This window comes from Variovorax nitratireducens (assembly GCF_051216545.1).
Classification (GTDB): Bacteria; Pseudomonadota; Gammaproteobacteria; order Burkholderiales; family Burkholderiaceae_C; genus Variovorax.
Window position 1 is genome coordinate 66,288 of record NZ_JBPJZO010000010.1, and the last position, 14,485, is coordinate 80,772.

The following is a 14,485-nucleotide window of genomic DNA, read 5'->3' on the forward strand; positions in this document are numbered from 1 at the left end:
ACCGCGCCCTTTCACGACACCTCCAAAACATGTCCATTCACGCCGCGCTCCATCACGTTACCCACTACAAGTACGACCGCCCCGTGCAGCTGGGCCCGCAAGTCGTCCGCCTGCGCCCTGCGCCGCATTGCCGCAGCAACGTCATCTCGTATTCGCTGCAGGTCGAGCCCGCGGGCCATTTCGTCAACTGGATGCAGGATCCGTTCGCCAACTACCAGGCGCGGCTGGTATTCCCTGAAAAAGCCACCGAATTCAAGGTTACGGTCGACCTCGTGGTCGAGATGGCGGTCTACAACCCCTTCGACTTTTTCCTCGAACCTCAGGCCGAGAACTTCCCCTTCGAGTACACCGAATCGCAGGCCGATGAATTGGCGCCCTACCTCGTCACCGAGACGCCGACCCCGCTGTTGCAGGCCTACATCGACAAGGTGGATCGCAAGGCGCAGCGCACCATCGACTTTCTGGTGGGCATCAACCAGCAGGTGCAAAAGGACGTCAACTACCTGATCCGCATGGAGCCGGGCGTGCAGACGCCGGAAGAGACGCTCACCAACGGTAGCGGCTCCTGCCGCGACTCGGGCTGGTTGCTGGTGCAGTTGCTGCGCCATTGCGGCCTGGCGGCGCGCTTCGTCTCGGGCTACCTGATCCAGCTCACACCCGACGTGAAGGCCCTCGACGGCCCGAGCGGCACCACGGTCGACTTCACCGACCTCCATGCCTGGTGCGAAGTGTTCCTGCCGGGCGCCGGATGGGTCGGCCTCGACGCCACCTCGGGCCTGCTGGCCGGCGAAGGCCACATCCCGCTCGCCTGCACGCCGACACCCTCGAGCGCCGCGCCGATTGAAGGCGTGGTGGACGACGCCGAGGTCGAGTTCGCCCACGAAATGAAGGTGTCGCGCATCTACGAATCGCCGCGCGTCACCAAGCCCTACACCGAAGAGCAGTGGGCCGAAGTGCTGGCCCTCGGCGAAGCGGTCGACAAGCGCCTCAAGGCCGGCGACGTGCGCCTCACGATGGGCGGCGAGCCGACCTATGTGGCCACCAGCGACCGCGATGCGGCCGAATGGAACACCGATGCGCTCGGCCCCACGAAGCGCGGCTACGCCACCGAACTCGTGCAGAAGCTGCGCGCCGAATACGGCGATGGCGGCTTCCTGCATTTCGGTCAGGGCAAGTGGTATCCCGGTGAGCAATTGCCGCGTTGGGCGCTCTCGATCTTCTGGCGCGCCGACGGGCAAAGGCTGTGGCACGACCCCGAACTGTTCGCCGACGAGCGCCATCCCACGCACTACACGAGCGAAGACGCACGCCGCTTCACCACCGTGCTGGCCCACAAGCTCGGCCTGACCGAGCGCTACATCCAGCCCGGCTACGAAGACATCTACTACTACCTCTGGCGCGAACGCCGCCTGCCGGTCAACGTCGACCCGTTCGAATCCAATCTCGATGACGAGCTCGAACGCGTGCGCTTGCGCCGCGTTTTCACGCAGAAGCTCGATGCGGTGATCGGCTACATGCTGCCGATCGAGCCGGCCAGCGCCGAGGGCGATGCGCCCGCCCTCGAAGGCCCAGGCTGGAAAACCGGCCCCTGGTTCCTGCGCGACGACCGCCTGTTCCTTATTCCGGGCGATTCGCCGATGGGCTATCGCCTGCCGCTCGATTCGCAGCCCTGGGCCAACAAGAGCGACTACCCCTACCTCATCGACCGCGACCCGAGCGCGCCGCGCGACGTGCTGCCGAGCGCAGCCGTCTATCGGGCCCGCTACACCGGCATGGCGACGGCACCGGCCGCCAGCGGATTCGGCGATGGCACGGGTGGCGCCAACGGCGCGACCGGCGACCTCGGCGAAGTGCCCTACGCCTTCGGCACGCCGCCGGTGCTGGCCAGCCAGTTGCGCATGCAGGGCGCGGGCGGCCCCGCCGCGGTCGACACCAACAAGCACCCCGCCACGCGCCAGCCGCTGCGCGGCGAGTCGGCGCATTGGGTTACCCGCACCGCGCTCTGCGTCGAGGTGCGCGACCCGCGCCGGGCCAACGGCCCGGCCGCCGAAAAGCTCGGCAGTGCCTCGGGTGTGCTCTATGTGTTCATGCCACCGCTCAAGCGCCTCGAGGACTACCTCGACCTGGTCGCTGCGGTGGAAGCCACCGCCGCGCAGCTCGGCGTGAAGATCGTGATGGAAGGCTACCCGCCGCCGCGCGACCCACGTCTGAAGATGCTGGCCGTGACGCCCGATCCGGGCGTGATCGAAGTCAACATCCATCCGGCCAACAACTGGAAGGAATTGGTCGACCACACCGAGTTCCTCTACAACGCTGCGTTCGAGACGCGCCTGTCGGCCGAGAAGTTCATGACCGATGGCCGCCACACCGGCACTGGCGGCGGCAACCACTTCGTGATGGGCGGCGCCACGCCGGTCGACAGCCCGTTCCTGCGCCGGCCCGAACTGCTGGCCAGCCTGCTGCTCTACTGGCACAACCATCCCTCGCTGTCGTACCTGTTCTCGGGCATGTTCATTGGCCCGACCAGCCAGGCACCGCGCGTGGACGAAGCACGCAACGACCAGGTCTACGAACTGGAAATTGCGCTCAAGGAAATCGCGCGCAACCGCGAAATCTATGGTCAGAACATGCCGGCCTGGCTGGTCGACCGCACACTGCGCAACATCCTGATCGACGTCTCGGGCAACACGCACCGCAGCGAGTTCTGCATCGACAAGCTCTTCTCGCCCGATTCCAGCACCGGCCGTCTCGGCCTGCTGGAACTGCGCGCATTCGAGATGCCGCCCCATGCGCGCATGAGCATTGCGCAGCAACTGCTGATCCGCGCGCTGGTGGCCCGCTTCTGGGACGAGCCCTACAAGGCACCCGTCACGCGCTGGGGCACCGAGCTGCACGACCGCTTCCTGCTGCCGACGTTCGTGAAGATGGACTTCGACGACGTCATCAGCGAAATGCGGCAAGCTGGCTTCGCGTTCGACCCGGACTGGTTCGCGCCGCATTTCGAGTTCCGCTTCCCGCTGCTCGGCCAGGTGCAGGCGATGGGGGTCGAACTCTCGCTGCGCAACGCGCTCGAGCCGTGGCACGTGATGGGCGAGGAAGGCGCGGCCGGCGGCACGGTGCGCTACGTGGACTCGTCGCTGGAGCGCATCGAGGTGCGCGTGACCGGCCTCAACGAGAGCCGCTACGTGGTCACCGTCAACGGCAAGGTACTGCCGCTGCAGCCCACGGGCGTGGTGGGCGAGTTCGTGGCCGGCGTGCGCTACAAGGCCTGGAACCCGCCCTCGGCGCTGCATCCGAGCATCGGTGCCCACGCGCCGCTGACCTTCGACATCGTCGATACCTGGATGAAGCGTTCGCTCGGTGGCTGCCAGTACTTCGTGGCGCATCCGGGTGGTCGCAACTACGACACCTTCCCGGTCAACGCCTACGAGGCCGAAAGCCGTCGCCATTCGCGCTTTGCGCGCATGGGTCACACGCCCGGCCTGCTCAAGACACCGCCCGCGACGATCGAACTGCCGGGCAGCCGCGAGTTTCCGTTCACGCTGGATCTGCGTCGCTGAAGTGTGAGCCCAACGGCTCTTCACTTCGCCTCGCTGCGTGGCGACTCAGTCACACCGAGGGCAAAAAGATTGCCATACCCGCCATTTATCGCATCGCGCCAGCCACGGCACCGTGACGACGATGTGACAATCGGCGGGCTGTGGAACCCTTGAACGAATCCCTTTTCGGCAATAGCTCGCTCGAAGCCCCTGCGGCTTTGGCGTCCGCGCTTGCGCCGCCCGCCCAGGCGGGCCATTTCGACGAGTTGCGCGGCGTGGCAACGCCGCTCGCGGCACCCCGCCCCGGCGCGCCCGCGCCGCCCGGCGCCCCGTTGTACGACACAGCCGGCGAACCGCGACCGCCCGCAGCAGCCCCGGTCGACCCGACGGAGCCCGCCGCCAAATCGCCACTGGCGCCGCCCTGGACGCATTTCTTCGAGGAGATCGGCTCCGGCGGCTTCGACGATCTGCCTCGCCGCGCTGTCAGCCTGGCGCGCCAGATCCGCGACAACGGCGTCACCTACAACGTTTATGCCGATGGCGACGGTCCGCAGCGGCCCTGGTCGATCGATCTGTTTCCGCTGATCGTCTCGCCCGAGAGCTGGGCCCAGATCGAGGCCGGCGTGCTGCAACGCGTGCGCGTGCTCGACCGCGTGATGGCCGACGTCTACGGCCCGCAGCAGCTGCTGGCCGAAGGCTTGCTGCCGGCCGCGCTGGTGCGCGGCCATCCGGGCTACCTGCGCGCCCTGCATGGCGTGAAGCCTCCCGGCGACACCTGGCTGCACATCACGGCCTTCGACCTCGCACGCGGTCCCGACGGCAACTGGTGGGTGGTATCGCAGCGCACCCAGGCACCATCGGGCCTGGGCTACCTGCTGGAGAACCGGCTCGCCATCTCGCGCCAGTTTCCGCAAGCGTTCGAGGCGCTGCGTGTGCAGCGCCTGGCCGCCACCTACAACGCGATGATGGACGGGCTGCAGGCGATGTGCCCGGCCGGGGCGCCGCCGCACATCGCCCTGCTGACGCCCGGCCCGTACAACGAAACCTATTTCGAGCACGCCTACCTGGCGCGGTACCTCGGCATCACGCTGGTCGAGGGCAACGACCTCACGGTGCGCGACCAGCGGCTCTACCTCAAGACGCTGCAGGGCCTGCGCCCGGTGCACGGCCTCATCAAGCGGCTCGACGACCAGTACCTCGACCCGCTCGAGCTGCGCCCCGACTCCACGCTCGGCGTGCCGGGCCTGCTGCAGGCCATCCGCGCCGGCAACCTGCTGGTGGCGAACATGCCGGGCTCGGCCTTTCTCGAATCGCCGGCGCTGCTCGGCTTCCTGCCCGCGCTGGCGCGCCGACTGATCGGCGAAAAGCTGCGCCTGCCGGCACTGCCGACCTGGTGGTGCGGCGAGCGCGCCGCCCTGGAAGCCGTGCTGCCGCAGCTGGGCGACTGCGCCATCAAGCCCACCTACCCCGGCTCCGCTTCGCACACCAGCTTCGAAGCGGTGCTCGGCAGCCAGCTGGGGCGGCGCGAGCTCGACGAATGGGCCGGGCGCATCGTGCGCCAGGGCGATGCCCACACGGTACAGAGCTACCTGCCGCTGTCGCAGATGCCGACTTGGGCCCAGGACTTCGGCGCCGGCCATATCGCGCCGCGCGCCATGATGCTGCGCGTGTTCGCGGTGAGCGACGGCGCGCAGTCGTGGCGGGTGTTGCCAGGCGGGCTGGCGCGGCTGACCGGCACCAACGCGCAGATCGCCTCGATGCAGCGCGGCGGCAGCAGTGCCGACGTGTGGGTGCAGACGCGCGGCGAGGTCGACCGCACCACGCTGCTGCAGCCCCACGCGACGCCGGCTTCGCTGGCAAGGCACCGCGCACCGGTGACCAGCCGCGCGGCCGAAAACATGTTCTGGCTGGGCCGCTACACCGAGCGCGCCGAAAACGCCGTGCGGCTTTCGCGCCTCACGCTCGATCTGCTGAGCGGCGAAGACCAGTCTTCCCGTCCGCTGCTGGCCTGGCTGCACCGGTTGGCGCTGCGCAATGCCCTGGTGCCGCAAGAGGTTCCGAGTGCGCCGAAGTCGCGCCGTGTTTTCGAGCGCGCACTGATCGCCGAGCTGGGCGACGCCGACAAGGGCGGCAGCGTGGGCTTCAGCCTGCGCTGTATCCGCGAGACCGCTGCCGCGGTGCGCGAACGCCTGTCGCAAGACCACTGGAGCCAGATCGTGCGCGCCGAAGCCGAGTTCCTGCGGCGCGCCGCCGAGCAGGCCGGTGAGGTCAGCGAAGGCAGCTATGCCACCGGCGCCGCACTGCGCTCGCTCGAAGCCGCCAGCGCCGCACTGGCGGCCATGACCGGCGCCCAGACCGACCGCATGACGCGGGACGATGCCTGGCGCCTGCTGTCGATCGGCCGGCACATCGAGCGGCTGGCTTTTCTGTCGAGCGCGCTGGCCGCCGGTTTCGAAGACGGTGCGGTGCATGAAGTCAGCGGCTTCGAGGCCATGATCGCGCTGTTCGACAGCACCATCACCTTTCATGCGCGCTACCAGCAACGCCGCGATGTCGCGACCATGGTCGACCTGCTGGTGCTCGACGGCGACAACCCGCGTTCGCTGGCCTGGGTCACGCAGACGCTGCGCGGCCGCATCGCGCGGCTGGCCGGCAGCGCACCGGGCAAGCTCACCGCGCTCTCGTACGAACTGCCGGATCCGGCCAGCTGGACGCTCGAGAAACTCTGCGATGCCGGCGCCAAGGCCGACTACCCGGCACTCGTGCACCTGTTCGAAAGCTGCGAGACCGCCGCCTACCACGTGTCCGATGCCATCGGCACGCGCTACTTCACCCTGACGTCGGAATCGCTGCGGTCGGTGGGCGCCTGACTGTTGCGGGGGGCGAGTAAAGTCTCCTCATGCTTCTCCACGTCACCCATGAAACCCGCTACGACTACGTGCCGCCGGTCGAGACGGCACAGCACCTTGCGCACCTGAAACCGCTGGTGACCGCATCGCAGCGGCTGGTGAGCCACCAGCTGGTCATCACGCCCGAGCCGGTGCAGCGCAGCGAGTCGCCCGATGTCTACGGCAATGCGCGTGCCTTCTTTGCGCTCGACACGACGCACGACGAGCTCGTGGTCACGGCCGAGAGCGTGGTCGAGACCTCCCAGCCCCGGCTTGGGCCGAATGCGGAACGCGCACTGCCGTGGGAGCAGGTGCGAGAACGCTTCCGCTACCGCAAGGGCTCGCGCTACGACGCCGCCTCGGAGTTCGTCTATCCCTCGCCCTACGTGCCGCGGCACGACGACTTCGCGGCCTATGCGCGCCCCAGCTTCGCAACCGGCGAGCCCCTGTTCGACGTGGCGATGGACTTGTGCCTGCGCATCTACCGCGAATTCCAGTACGACGCCGACAGCACCGAGGTCAACACGCCTGCCGTCGACGCGCTGGCGCAGCGGCGCGGCGTGTGCCAGGACTTCGCCCACATCATGATCGCCTGCTTCCGCACCATGGGCTTGCCCGCACGCTACGTGAGCGGCTACCTGTTGACGCAGCCGCCACCGGGCCGGCCGCGCCTGGTCGGCGCCGATGCCTCGCATGCCTGGGTGTCGGTCTACCTGCCCGGGCTCGACGGGCCCGGCGACTGGGCCGACTTCGACCCGACCAATGGTCGCCAGCCCGGCGAGGACTACGTGGCGCTGGCGATCGGCCGCGACTACTCCGACGTGTCGCCGATGCGCGGCGTACTGCACGGAGGCGCACGCCACACGCTCAAGGTCGGCGTGACGGTGCGGCCGCTGGAAGAACTGCGCGAGGAAGCCGCCCGGATCGCGGCGCAAGGCCCGTCGCCATCCCAATCGAAGTCGCAGTCACAGTCACAGTCGCAGTCACAATTCCCGACTTCTTCCTGATTCCGGAGCATCTTTCCCATGAGCGTCTACGACAAGCTGTCCCAACTCGGCATCACCCTGCCGCCCGTTTCCGTTCCCGCCGCCGCCTACGTGCCGTTCGTGCAGACCGGCAAGCTGGTGTTCCTCTCCGGCCATATCGCAAAAAAAGATGGCAAGCCATGGGTCGGCCAGCTCGGCGCCGCGCTGACGACCGAAGACGGCAAGGCGGCTGCGCGCGCGGTCGCGATCGACCTGCTCGGTACGCTGCATGCGGCTGTCGGCGATCTCAACAAGGTCAAGCGCATCGTCAAGCTCATGAGCCTGGTGAACTCGGTCGGCACCTTCACCGAGCAACACCTCGTGACCAATGGTGCGAGCGAACTCATGGCCGAGGTGTTCGGCAGCGAAAAAGGCGCGCACGCGCGCAGCGCGTTCGGCGTGGCACAGATTCCGATGGGCGCCTGCGTCGAGATCGAGCTGATCGCAGAAATCGCCTGAGGCGGCCGGGCTTTCGCGCCTTCGCGTGCGCGGGAAAACACTCTGCGCCGTGCGGCGCTGCTGTTCCTACAGTCGTCCCACCGGTTACGCCGGTGAGGAGACAAGGAAATGGACTTCGACTACGTCATCGTGGGCGGTGGTTCGGGCGGCGCCACTCTGGCGTCGCGCCTCAGTGAAGACCCCTCCGTCGAAGTCTGCCTGATCGAGGCCGGCGGCGATGGCCGTGGCAGTCTGGTTCGGGCGCCGGCCGCCGTGGTGCTCATGCTGCCGGGCCGCCCGAAGATCAACAACTTCGCATTCCAGACGGTGCCGCAGCCCGGCCTGAACGGCCGGCGCGGTTACCAGCCGCGCGGCCGCTGCCTTGGCGGCTCCAGCGCGATCAACGCGATGCTCTATGTGCGCGGCCATCGCACCGACTACGACGACTGGGGCCGTCTCGGCTGCGAGGGCTGGTCGTTCGACGACGTGCTGCCCGGCTTCAGGCGTGCCGAAGCCAACCAGCGTGGCGAAAGCGCGCTGCACGGCGGCAGTGGCCCGCTGCAAGTGGCCGAGCAGCAATCGCCGCGGCCGATCACCGAGGCCTTCATCCAGGCCGGCATCGAATGCGGCCTGTCGCGCAACGATGATTTCAACGGGCCCGAACAGGAAGGCATCGGCCTCTACCAGGTCACGCAGTTCCACGGCGGGCCGAAGAACGGCGAGCGCTGCTCCGCCGCCGCGGCCTACCTGCACCCCGTGATGAACCAGCGACCCAACCTGCATGTCATGACCGGCACGCAGGCACAGCGCGTGCTGCTCGAAGGCCGCCGCGCCGTCGGTGTCGAGGTGATGCGTGCGGGCGTGGTCGAACGCATCGGCGCACGGCGCGAAGTGGCCTTGTGCGGCGGCGCTTTCAATTCGCCGCAACTGCTGATGCTGTCCGGCATCGGCGACCCCGGCGAGCTGGTGCGCCACGGCATCGCGGTGCAGCATGTGCTGCCCGGCGTGGGACAGAACCTGCAGGATCACACCGACTTCGTCCTCTCGTACAAATCCCGGGAAACAGACCTGTTCGGCATTGGCCTGGTCGGCACGGTGAATCTGGTCAAGGCCATTGCCGAGTGGCGCAAGACCGGCCGCGGCATGATCGCGACGCCGTTCGCCGAGGGCGGCGGCTTCATCAAGTCGTCCCCCGGCCTCGCACGGCCCGATCTGCAGTTGCACTTCGTGATCTCGATCGTCGACGACCACGCGCGCAAGGTGCATCCGGGCTACGGCTTCTCGTGCCACGTGTGCGTGTTGCGGCCCAAGGGTCGCGGCGAGGTTGGCCTCAACGACTCGAACGCCGCTTCGGCGCCACGCATCGATCCGCGCTTTCTGTCGCACCCCGACGACGTGGCATTGCTGCTGAAGGGCGTTCGCCGTGCGCGCGAGATCATGCGCGCACCGGCCCTGGCCAGATACCGGCGGCGCGAGCTCTACACCGAGGGTGTGGAAAGCGACGAAGACCTGATCCGGCACATCCGCTCGCGTGCCGACACGATCTACCACCCGGTCGGCACCTGCAGGATGGGCACCGACGCGATGGCCGTAGTCGATCCGCAATTGCGCGTGCATGGCATCGAGGGTCTGCGCGTGGTGGACGCCTCGGTGATGCCCACGCTGATCGGTGGCAACACCAACGCGCCGACGATCATGATCGCGGAGCGCGCAGCAGACTGGATCCGCGCGGCCGCCGGCGCAGGCGCTTCACAGCAAGCGCCTGCGACGAACCGCGTGCCACCGGTTGTTCCGGCAGCAGCAGTTGGCGCCGTGCCGGATCGAATCCCCGAAGTCGCCCGATCGGGCAGCTAGCCGCGGCGGCTCACAGCTTCGCCTGTTCAAGCTGCGCCCGCGTCGGCAGCCCTTCGGTATCGCCGAGCACCTGCACCGCGCGCGCACCGATCCAGGCGCCGCGGCGCACGGCGTCTGGCACGCTGCGGCCTTCGAGCAAGGCGCTCACCACACCGGCCGCGAAGCCATCGCCGGCGCCTACCGTGTCGATCACCTGCTCCACCGGAAAACCTTCGACACGGCCGGTTCCGGCCGTGTCGCTGTCGTAGTACGCACCGGCCGCGCCGAGCTTCACCACCACCAGCTTTGCGCCGCGCCCACGGTAGAAACGCGCAATGCCTTCGGGCGTGCTTTCGCCGGTGAGCAGCAGACCCTCTTCAATGCCGGGCAACACCCAGTCGGCGCGCCCCGCGAGTTCATTGAGCCAGTGGCGCATCGTGTCGGTCGACGACCAGAGCGTGGGCCGCAGATTGGGGTCGAACGAAATCGTGCGCCCGGCCGCGCGCATCACGTCCATGCACTTGAGCGCGGTCTGCAAGCTGGTGTCGGAGATCGCCGCGAACACGCCGGTGGCATGCAGGTGGCGTGCCGAGCACAACCAGGCTTCGTCGACATCGGCCGGTCCCATCTGGCTCGCGGCCGAGCCCTTGCGGTGGTACTCGACCGGCGGGTCGCTGCCGTCGGTCACGCGGCCCTTGAGCATGAAGCCGGTGCGTTGTGCCGGATCTGAGATCACGTGCGAGCAATCGATGCCCTCGGCCTTCATGCTGGCGATCAGCGAACGCCCCATCGAGTCGGTTCCGAGCCGGCTGGCCCAGCCGACCTTGAGGCCGAGCCGCGAAAGGCCGATCGCCACATTCGTCTCGGCACCGGCCGTACGCTTGTGGAAGCCAGTGGCCTCTTCGAGCGGGCCCGGCCGATCGGCCACCAGCAGCAGCATGGCCTCGCCGAACAGCGCCACGTCGAAAGCGGTGGGCGCACCCATCATGCGGCCCTCAGGGCGCGCAACTGCGCCACTTCGTTGCGGGTGACCGCCAGCAGGTCGTCCCCGGGGAGCGGGTACTCGATCGCGACCGGCACTTCGGCCGGCAGCGCACGCAGGATCGAACGCCAGGGCGCCACGGAATCGGCGAGCGGCACCGCAACCCATTTGGCGGGCAGCCGCTGCACGCCCTTGGCATGCACGTAGCGCACGCGCGAACCAAAAGCCTGTGCCGCCTGGAGCGGGCATTCGCCAAGCCAATGCCAGTTGCCCATGTCGAAGGTCATGCCGAGCTCGACACCGGCGCGATCGGCCACCTCGAAAAAATGCTGCAGCGCCGGCACGCTGCCGGCCGCCGCGGTCTGGTCGTTCTCGATCACGAGTTCGATGCGCGTTTCGGCCAGTTGCACCTTCAGGCCCCAGAGCGAACCTTGCGACGAGGCGCGAAAGTCGCCAAGCGACATCTTGAGGCGGCGCGCGCCGAGCGTGGTGGCGGCCGCGATGCCACGGTTCAAGGCCGCGCTGTCAAGCCAACCGCCCTCGGCCCAGAGCCCCTCCGGGCTGGAGTAGACGCTGGCGAGCCCGGCCAGCGTCGGTAACTCGCTGGCCGGGTCGCGCAGCAGTTCGCCGCGCACCTCGACCGAGTCGGCCCCGGCCGCACGCGCGAGCTGCGCGAAAAAGAGCTGGCCATGGCGGCCGACTTCGGCGGCGCCGAACGAAGAAAGGGAAATCAGCACATCGCTCATGGAAAAAAACGCTCAATGTGCGTCGTTGGAACGCAGGATCTGACCGGGAAAAACCGGGCGCAGTTTCTCATGCTTCGGATGGTCGAAGCCGAGCCCCTCGCTGACCTTTCAGAATCCGATCATGGATTCCCCTGATCGATCTCCCTGTCTACACTGGGGCCATGTCACACGTCGCCACGCCCCCCGCCGTTCAGCATTTCCGCCAGGCCCTGCTCTGGCCCCTGCGGCTGATGCCGACCGAGGCGGCACACGCACGCCAGCACGGCCCCTGGCAGGTGCTGCGCGACATGGGCGACAAGTCGCCGTGGCACGAAGTAGTCGACGAATACACCGGCGATGCGAACCGCTTCCACGAACGCCACTACAACGAGTTCGTGAGCTTTCTGCCCTACGTGCAGCGCTTCCTCTATGGCGAGGGCCGCGCGCGCGGCACCACGGGCAACGACGGCGACTCGCCGATGCGCGTGTTCCGCCGCAACGACATCGCGGCGGTGCGCCTGGTGGCACGGCCCGGCGATGCGCCGGTCACGCTGCAAGTGGTGCACACCGACCTCTACTTCTTCTTCGATATCGACGTCGTGATGCTCAACGTCGAAGTCGGCGCCGACAACCTGAGCCTGGCGCAGGCAGCAGAGCTGCTCTACCGCTTCGGCCGCGCCTACCCGGCCGGCTGGGATGCGAATGGTGCGGCGCTGCACTGCATGAGCAGCGTCGAATGGCTCGCGGCCGACGGCAGCGTGCTGTCGCGCTCGGACGCGCAGCAGCGCGAGGCCTTCCTGTCGCACGTGGCCGAGCACCGCGCGCCGCGCATCTCGGCGCATTGGGCCTATGTGATGCAGCCGCTGGTGAGCGACCATTCCGACGAGCCCGGCGCGCTGCGCTACCGGCAGATCGAGTACTACCGCATGCCGACCATGGCGTACCTGTCGCTCGACGATCCGAAGCAGCTCAGCCGCAATGATTTCATCCGCCTGGGGCTGGTCACCGGCGCGGGCGAAAGCGATGCCACCCTGCCCTATGCCGAGCGGCACCTGGCCGATTTCGAGCAGAAGTACTGCTACGACCGCTTCTGGGTCGATTCCGGCGCGGCGCCCTACACGCGCTACATCTGCAACGGCCATGCGCTGGTGGTGGTGGGGGATGCGCATTCCGAATTTTTCTGCTGCAGGGATCGCGGCGTGCTGGCCCAGTTCCGCCACCAGCACTTCCTGCTGTTCCTGATCGCGCACTTCCAGAAGGCCTCGCTGCTGATGTTCTCCGACCAGCTGGTCGAGGCGCTCAAGCAGATGAACATCCACAGCACGCCGAGCGTCAAGCGCTTCAAGCGCTCGATCCGCGGCAACTTCGAGCGTTTCCTGCGCTTCACGCACCGCTACTGGTTCCATGAGATCTCGGAGCAGGCCCAGGTGCGCGCGCTGTCGCACCTGTGCGCCACGCACCTCGGGCTCGACCCGCTCTACGACGAGGTGCGCGTGCGCATCGCCGACATGAACACCTACCTGGATGCCGACAGCCTGCGCCGCCAGGCCAACACCGTGGTGCGGCTCACCGTGGTCACGCTGTTCGGGCTGATCGGCACCGTCACCACCGGCTTCCTCGGCATGAACCTGTTGGCCGAGGCCGAGTCGCCGCTGCCGATCAAGCTGCTGTGGTTCGGCGTCGTGCTCATTGCCACCACCTGGCTCACGATCTACACGATGGTGAAGTCGCAGCGCCTGTCGGACTTCATCGACGCGCTTTCGAACGACAGGCTCACGCTGCGTGGCAAGCTGGCGGCGCTGGTGCGGGTGTGGAAGCGGGGATCGGACTGAGGCGCAGCACGAGAGTCAGGCTGCAGTCACCCGCCGGCCGTATCGTCCCGGCCATGCTGTCGTCGCGCCTGCGCAAACTGGTTTCAACACACTGCGTATGGTGGTGCCTCTGCGGCGTGCTGCTGACTTTGTGCCAGCCTTTTCTTGCTGTTCATTTCCGCTGCGACGGCTGGGAAGACGAGCCGGCCGTCCGCATACGGGTCGTCAGCGATACCACGCAATTTGAAGCGGACGGCCGCGCCGATCATCCGGATGACCGCGAGACCACGCTCTTTGCGCAAAGCGCGGCCAGCGTCGATTTGCCCAACGCGCTCGAGCACGGCCTTGATGGCCTGATGGCATTGGTGTTCCTGCTGCTGCCTTTGACGATCGCACTGGTGCGACTTGTCGAACCGGTCGAGCGCCACCTACAGGGGCGCGTCCCCACACGGAGCGGCGCGCCACCGCCGACTGCGCCCTGGCGGCGTCTGCCGCCCAAAACAGCCCCTCCCCTGACGACCTGACGATCAACGCCAGCCGGCGTTGATCGTCCTGCTGCGCCCCGCTGCGCGGATCCTCGTTCTTGGTCGAAAGGTTTTATCGTGAATCAAATTTCAAGGCACTCCGCGAGTGCCTCGGGCAGTCGTGCGTCGCAGGAGGCTGCATGCGTGATCTGAACCTCCAACTCTTTCACTGGATTGCCGCCGGATACACGCCAACGCCCTGGTTGCTCACGCTGGCGCGCGGCATTGCCATAGGAGGTGCCTGGGCCTCCGCGGCGACGATGGGCTGGCTCGGCTGGCAGCGGCCGTCCCAGCGCACCTATCTGATGGCTGTACTCGTCGCGGCAGCAGCAACATCCATCCTGGCGCATGCGATCGCCGGTGGGCTCCATTTACCGAGACCATTTGCGCTCGGCCTGAGCCCTGCCTACATCAGCCATGCGGACAGTGCAGCGCTACCAAGCGCGCATGCGGCTGTCATGTCGGTGGTCGCGCTGACTTTCATGCTGCGGTCGGGGTTGCGCGACTGGAGTGTCGCGATGATCGCGCTCGCTGCCGCCACCGGCTGGGCACGCGTCTACGTGGGCGTCCATTTTCCCGAAGACATTGCGGCCGGCGTGCTGCTGGCCTGTGCGGTCACAGTCGTCTTCGCGTTGCTGCAAGGTCTCATCGGCCGCTACATCCCGCAGGGTGAACCCGATACCCGGGCGCGGGCCGATCGGACGTGGAGGGCACCATGAA

10 protein-coding genes are annotated in these 14,485 nt (G+C 67.6%); 8 read left to right on the forward strand and 2 right to left on the reverse strand.

Going from position 1 to position 14,485, the window contains the following annotated elements:
* Positions 1 to 29: 29 nt before the first annotated feature.
* The 5 genes from ACSFA8_RS20895 (at position 30) to ACSFA8_RS20915 (ending at position 9,744) form a co-directional block, all read left to right on the forward strand.
* On the forward strand, positions 30 to 3,560 hold the full coding sequence (locus ACSFA8_RS20895; RefSeq protein ID WP_435481396.1) for a transglutaminase family protein: 3,531 nt from the start codon (positions 30 to 32) through the stop codon (positions 3,558 to 3,560).
* 140 nt (positions 3,561 to 3,700) lie between these two features.
* Positions 3,701 to 6,409 carry a circularly permuted type 2 ATP-grasp protein gene (locus tag ACSFA8_RS20900; protein WP_435481397.1) on the forward strand — a complete coding sequence of 903 codons (2,709 nt, stop codon included), beginning with the start codon at positions 3,701 to 3,703 and terminating at the stop codon, positions 6,407 to 6,409.
* A 29-nt stretch (positions 6,410 to 6,438) separates the two neighbouring features.
* Positions 6,439 to 7,434, forward strand: a complete 996-nt coding sequence (locus ACSFA8_RS20905) for a transglutaminase family protein (protein WP_435481398.1) — start codon at positions 6,439 to 6,441, stop codon at positions 7,432 to 7,434.
* Between the two features lie 18 nt (positions 7,435 to 7,452).
* The gene (locus ACSFA8_RS20910) at positions 7,453 to 7,911 is read left to right on the forward strand and encodes a RidA family protein (protein ID WP_435481399.1); all 459 of its coding nucleotides are present in this window, start codon (positions 7,453 to 7,455) and stop codon (positions 7,909 to 7,911) included.
* 108 nt (positions 7,912 to 8,019) lie between these two features.
* Positions 8,020 to 9,744, forward strand: a complete 1,725-nt coding sequence (locus ACSFA8_RS20915) for a GMC family oxidoreductase (RefSeq protein WP_435481400.1) — start codon at positions 8,020 to 8,022, stop codon at positions 9,742 to 9,744.
* Positions 9,745 to 9,754: 10 nt separating this feature from the next.
* Here the strand turns inward: ACSFA8_RS20915 and ACSFA8_RS20920 are convergent, their stop codons facing one another.
* On the reverse strand, positions 9,755 to 10,708 hold the full coding sequence (locus tag ACSFA8_RS20920; RefSeq protein ID WP_435481505.1) for a sugar kinase: 954 nt from the start codon (positions 10,706 to 10,708) through the stop codon (positions 9,755 to 9,757).
* Complete coding sequence (locus ACSFA8_RS20925) at positions 10,708 to 11,451, reverse strand: sugar phosphate isomerase/epimerase family protein (protein WP_435481401.1); 744 nt, start codon at positions 11,449 to 11,451, stop codon at positions 10,708 to 10,710. Before ACSFA8_RS20925 ends, ACSFA8_RS20920 begins: the two co-directional genes overlap by 1 nt.
* Positions 11,452 to 11,612: 161 nt before the next feature.
* Between ACSFA8_RS20925 and ACSFA8_RS20930 the strand changes: the two genes are divergently transcribed.
* From ACSFA8_RS20930 to ACSFA8_RS20940, 3 genes are all read left to right on the forward strand, one after another.
* On the forward strand, positions 11,613 to 13,262 hold the full coding sequence (locus tag ACSFA8_RS20930; RefSeq protein WP_435481402.1) for a hypothetical protein: 1,650 nt from the start codon (positions 11,613 to 11,615) through the stop codon (positions 13,260 to 13,262).
* 53 nt (positions 13,263 to 13,315) lie between these two features.
* On the forward strand, positions 13,316 to 13,765 hold the full coding sequence (locus ACSFA8_RS20935) for a hypothetical protein (RefSeq protein ID WP_435481403.1): 450 nt from the start codon (positions 13,316 to 13,318) through the stop codon (positions 13,763 to 13,765).
* Between the two features lie 140 nt (positions 13,766 to 13,905).
* Positions 13,906 to 14,484, forward strand: a complete 579-nt coding sequence (locus tag ACSFA8_RS20940) for a phosphatase PAP2 family protein (protein ID WP_435481404.1) — start codon at positions 13,906 to 13,908, stop codon at positions 14,482 to 14,484.
* Position 14,485: the final 1 nt, after the last annotated feature.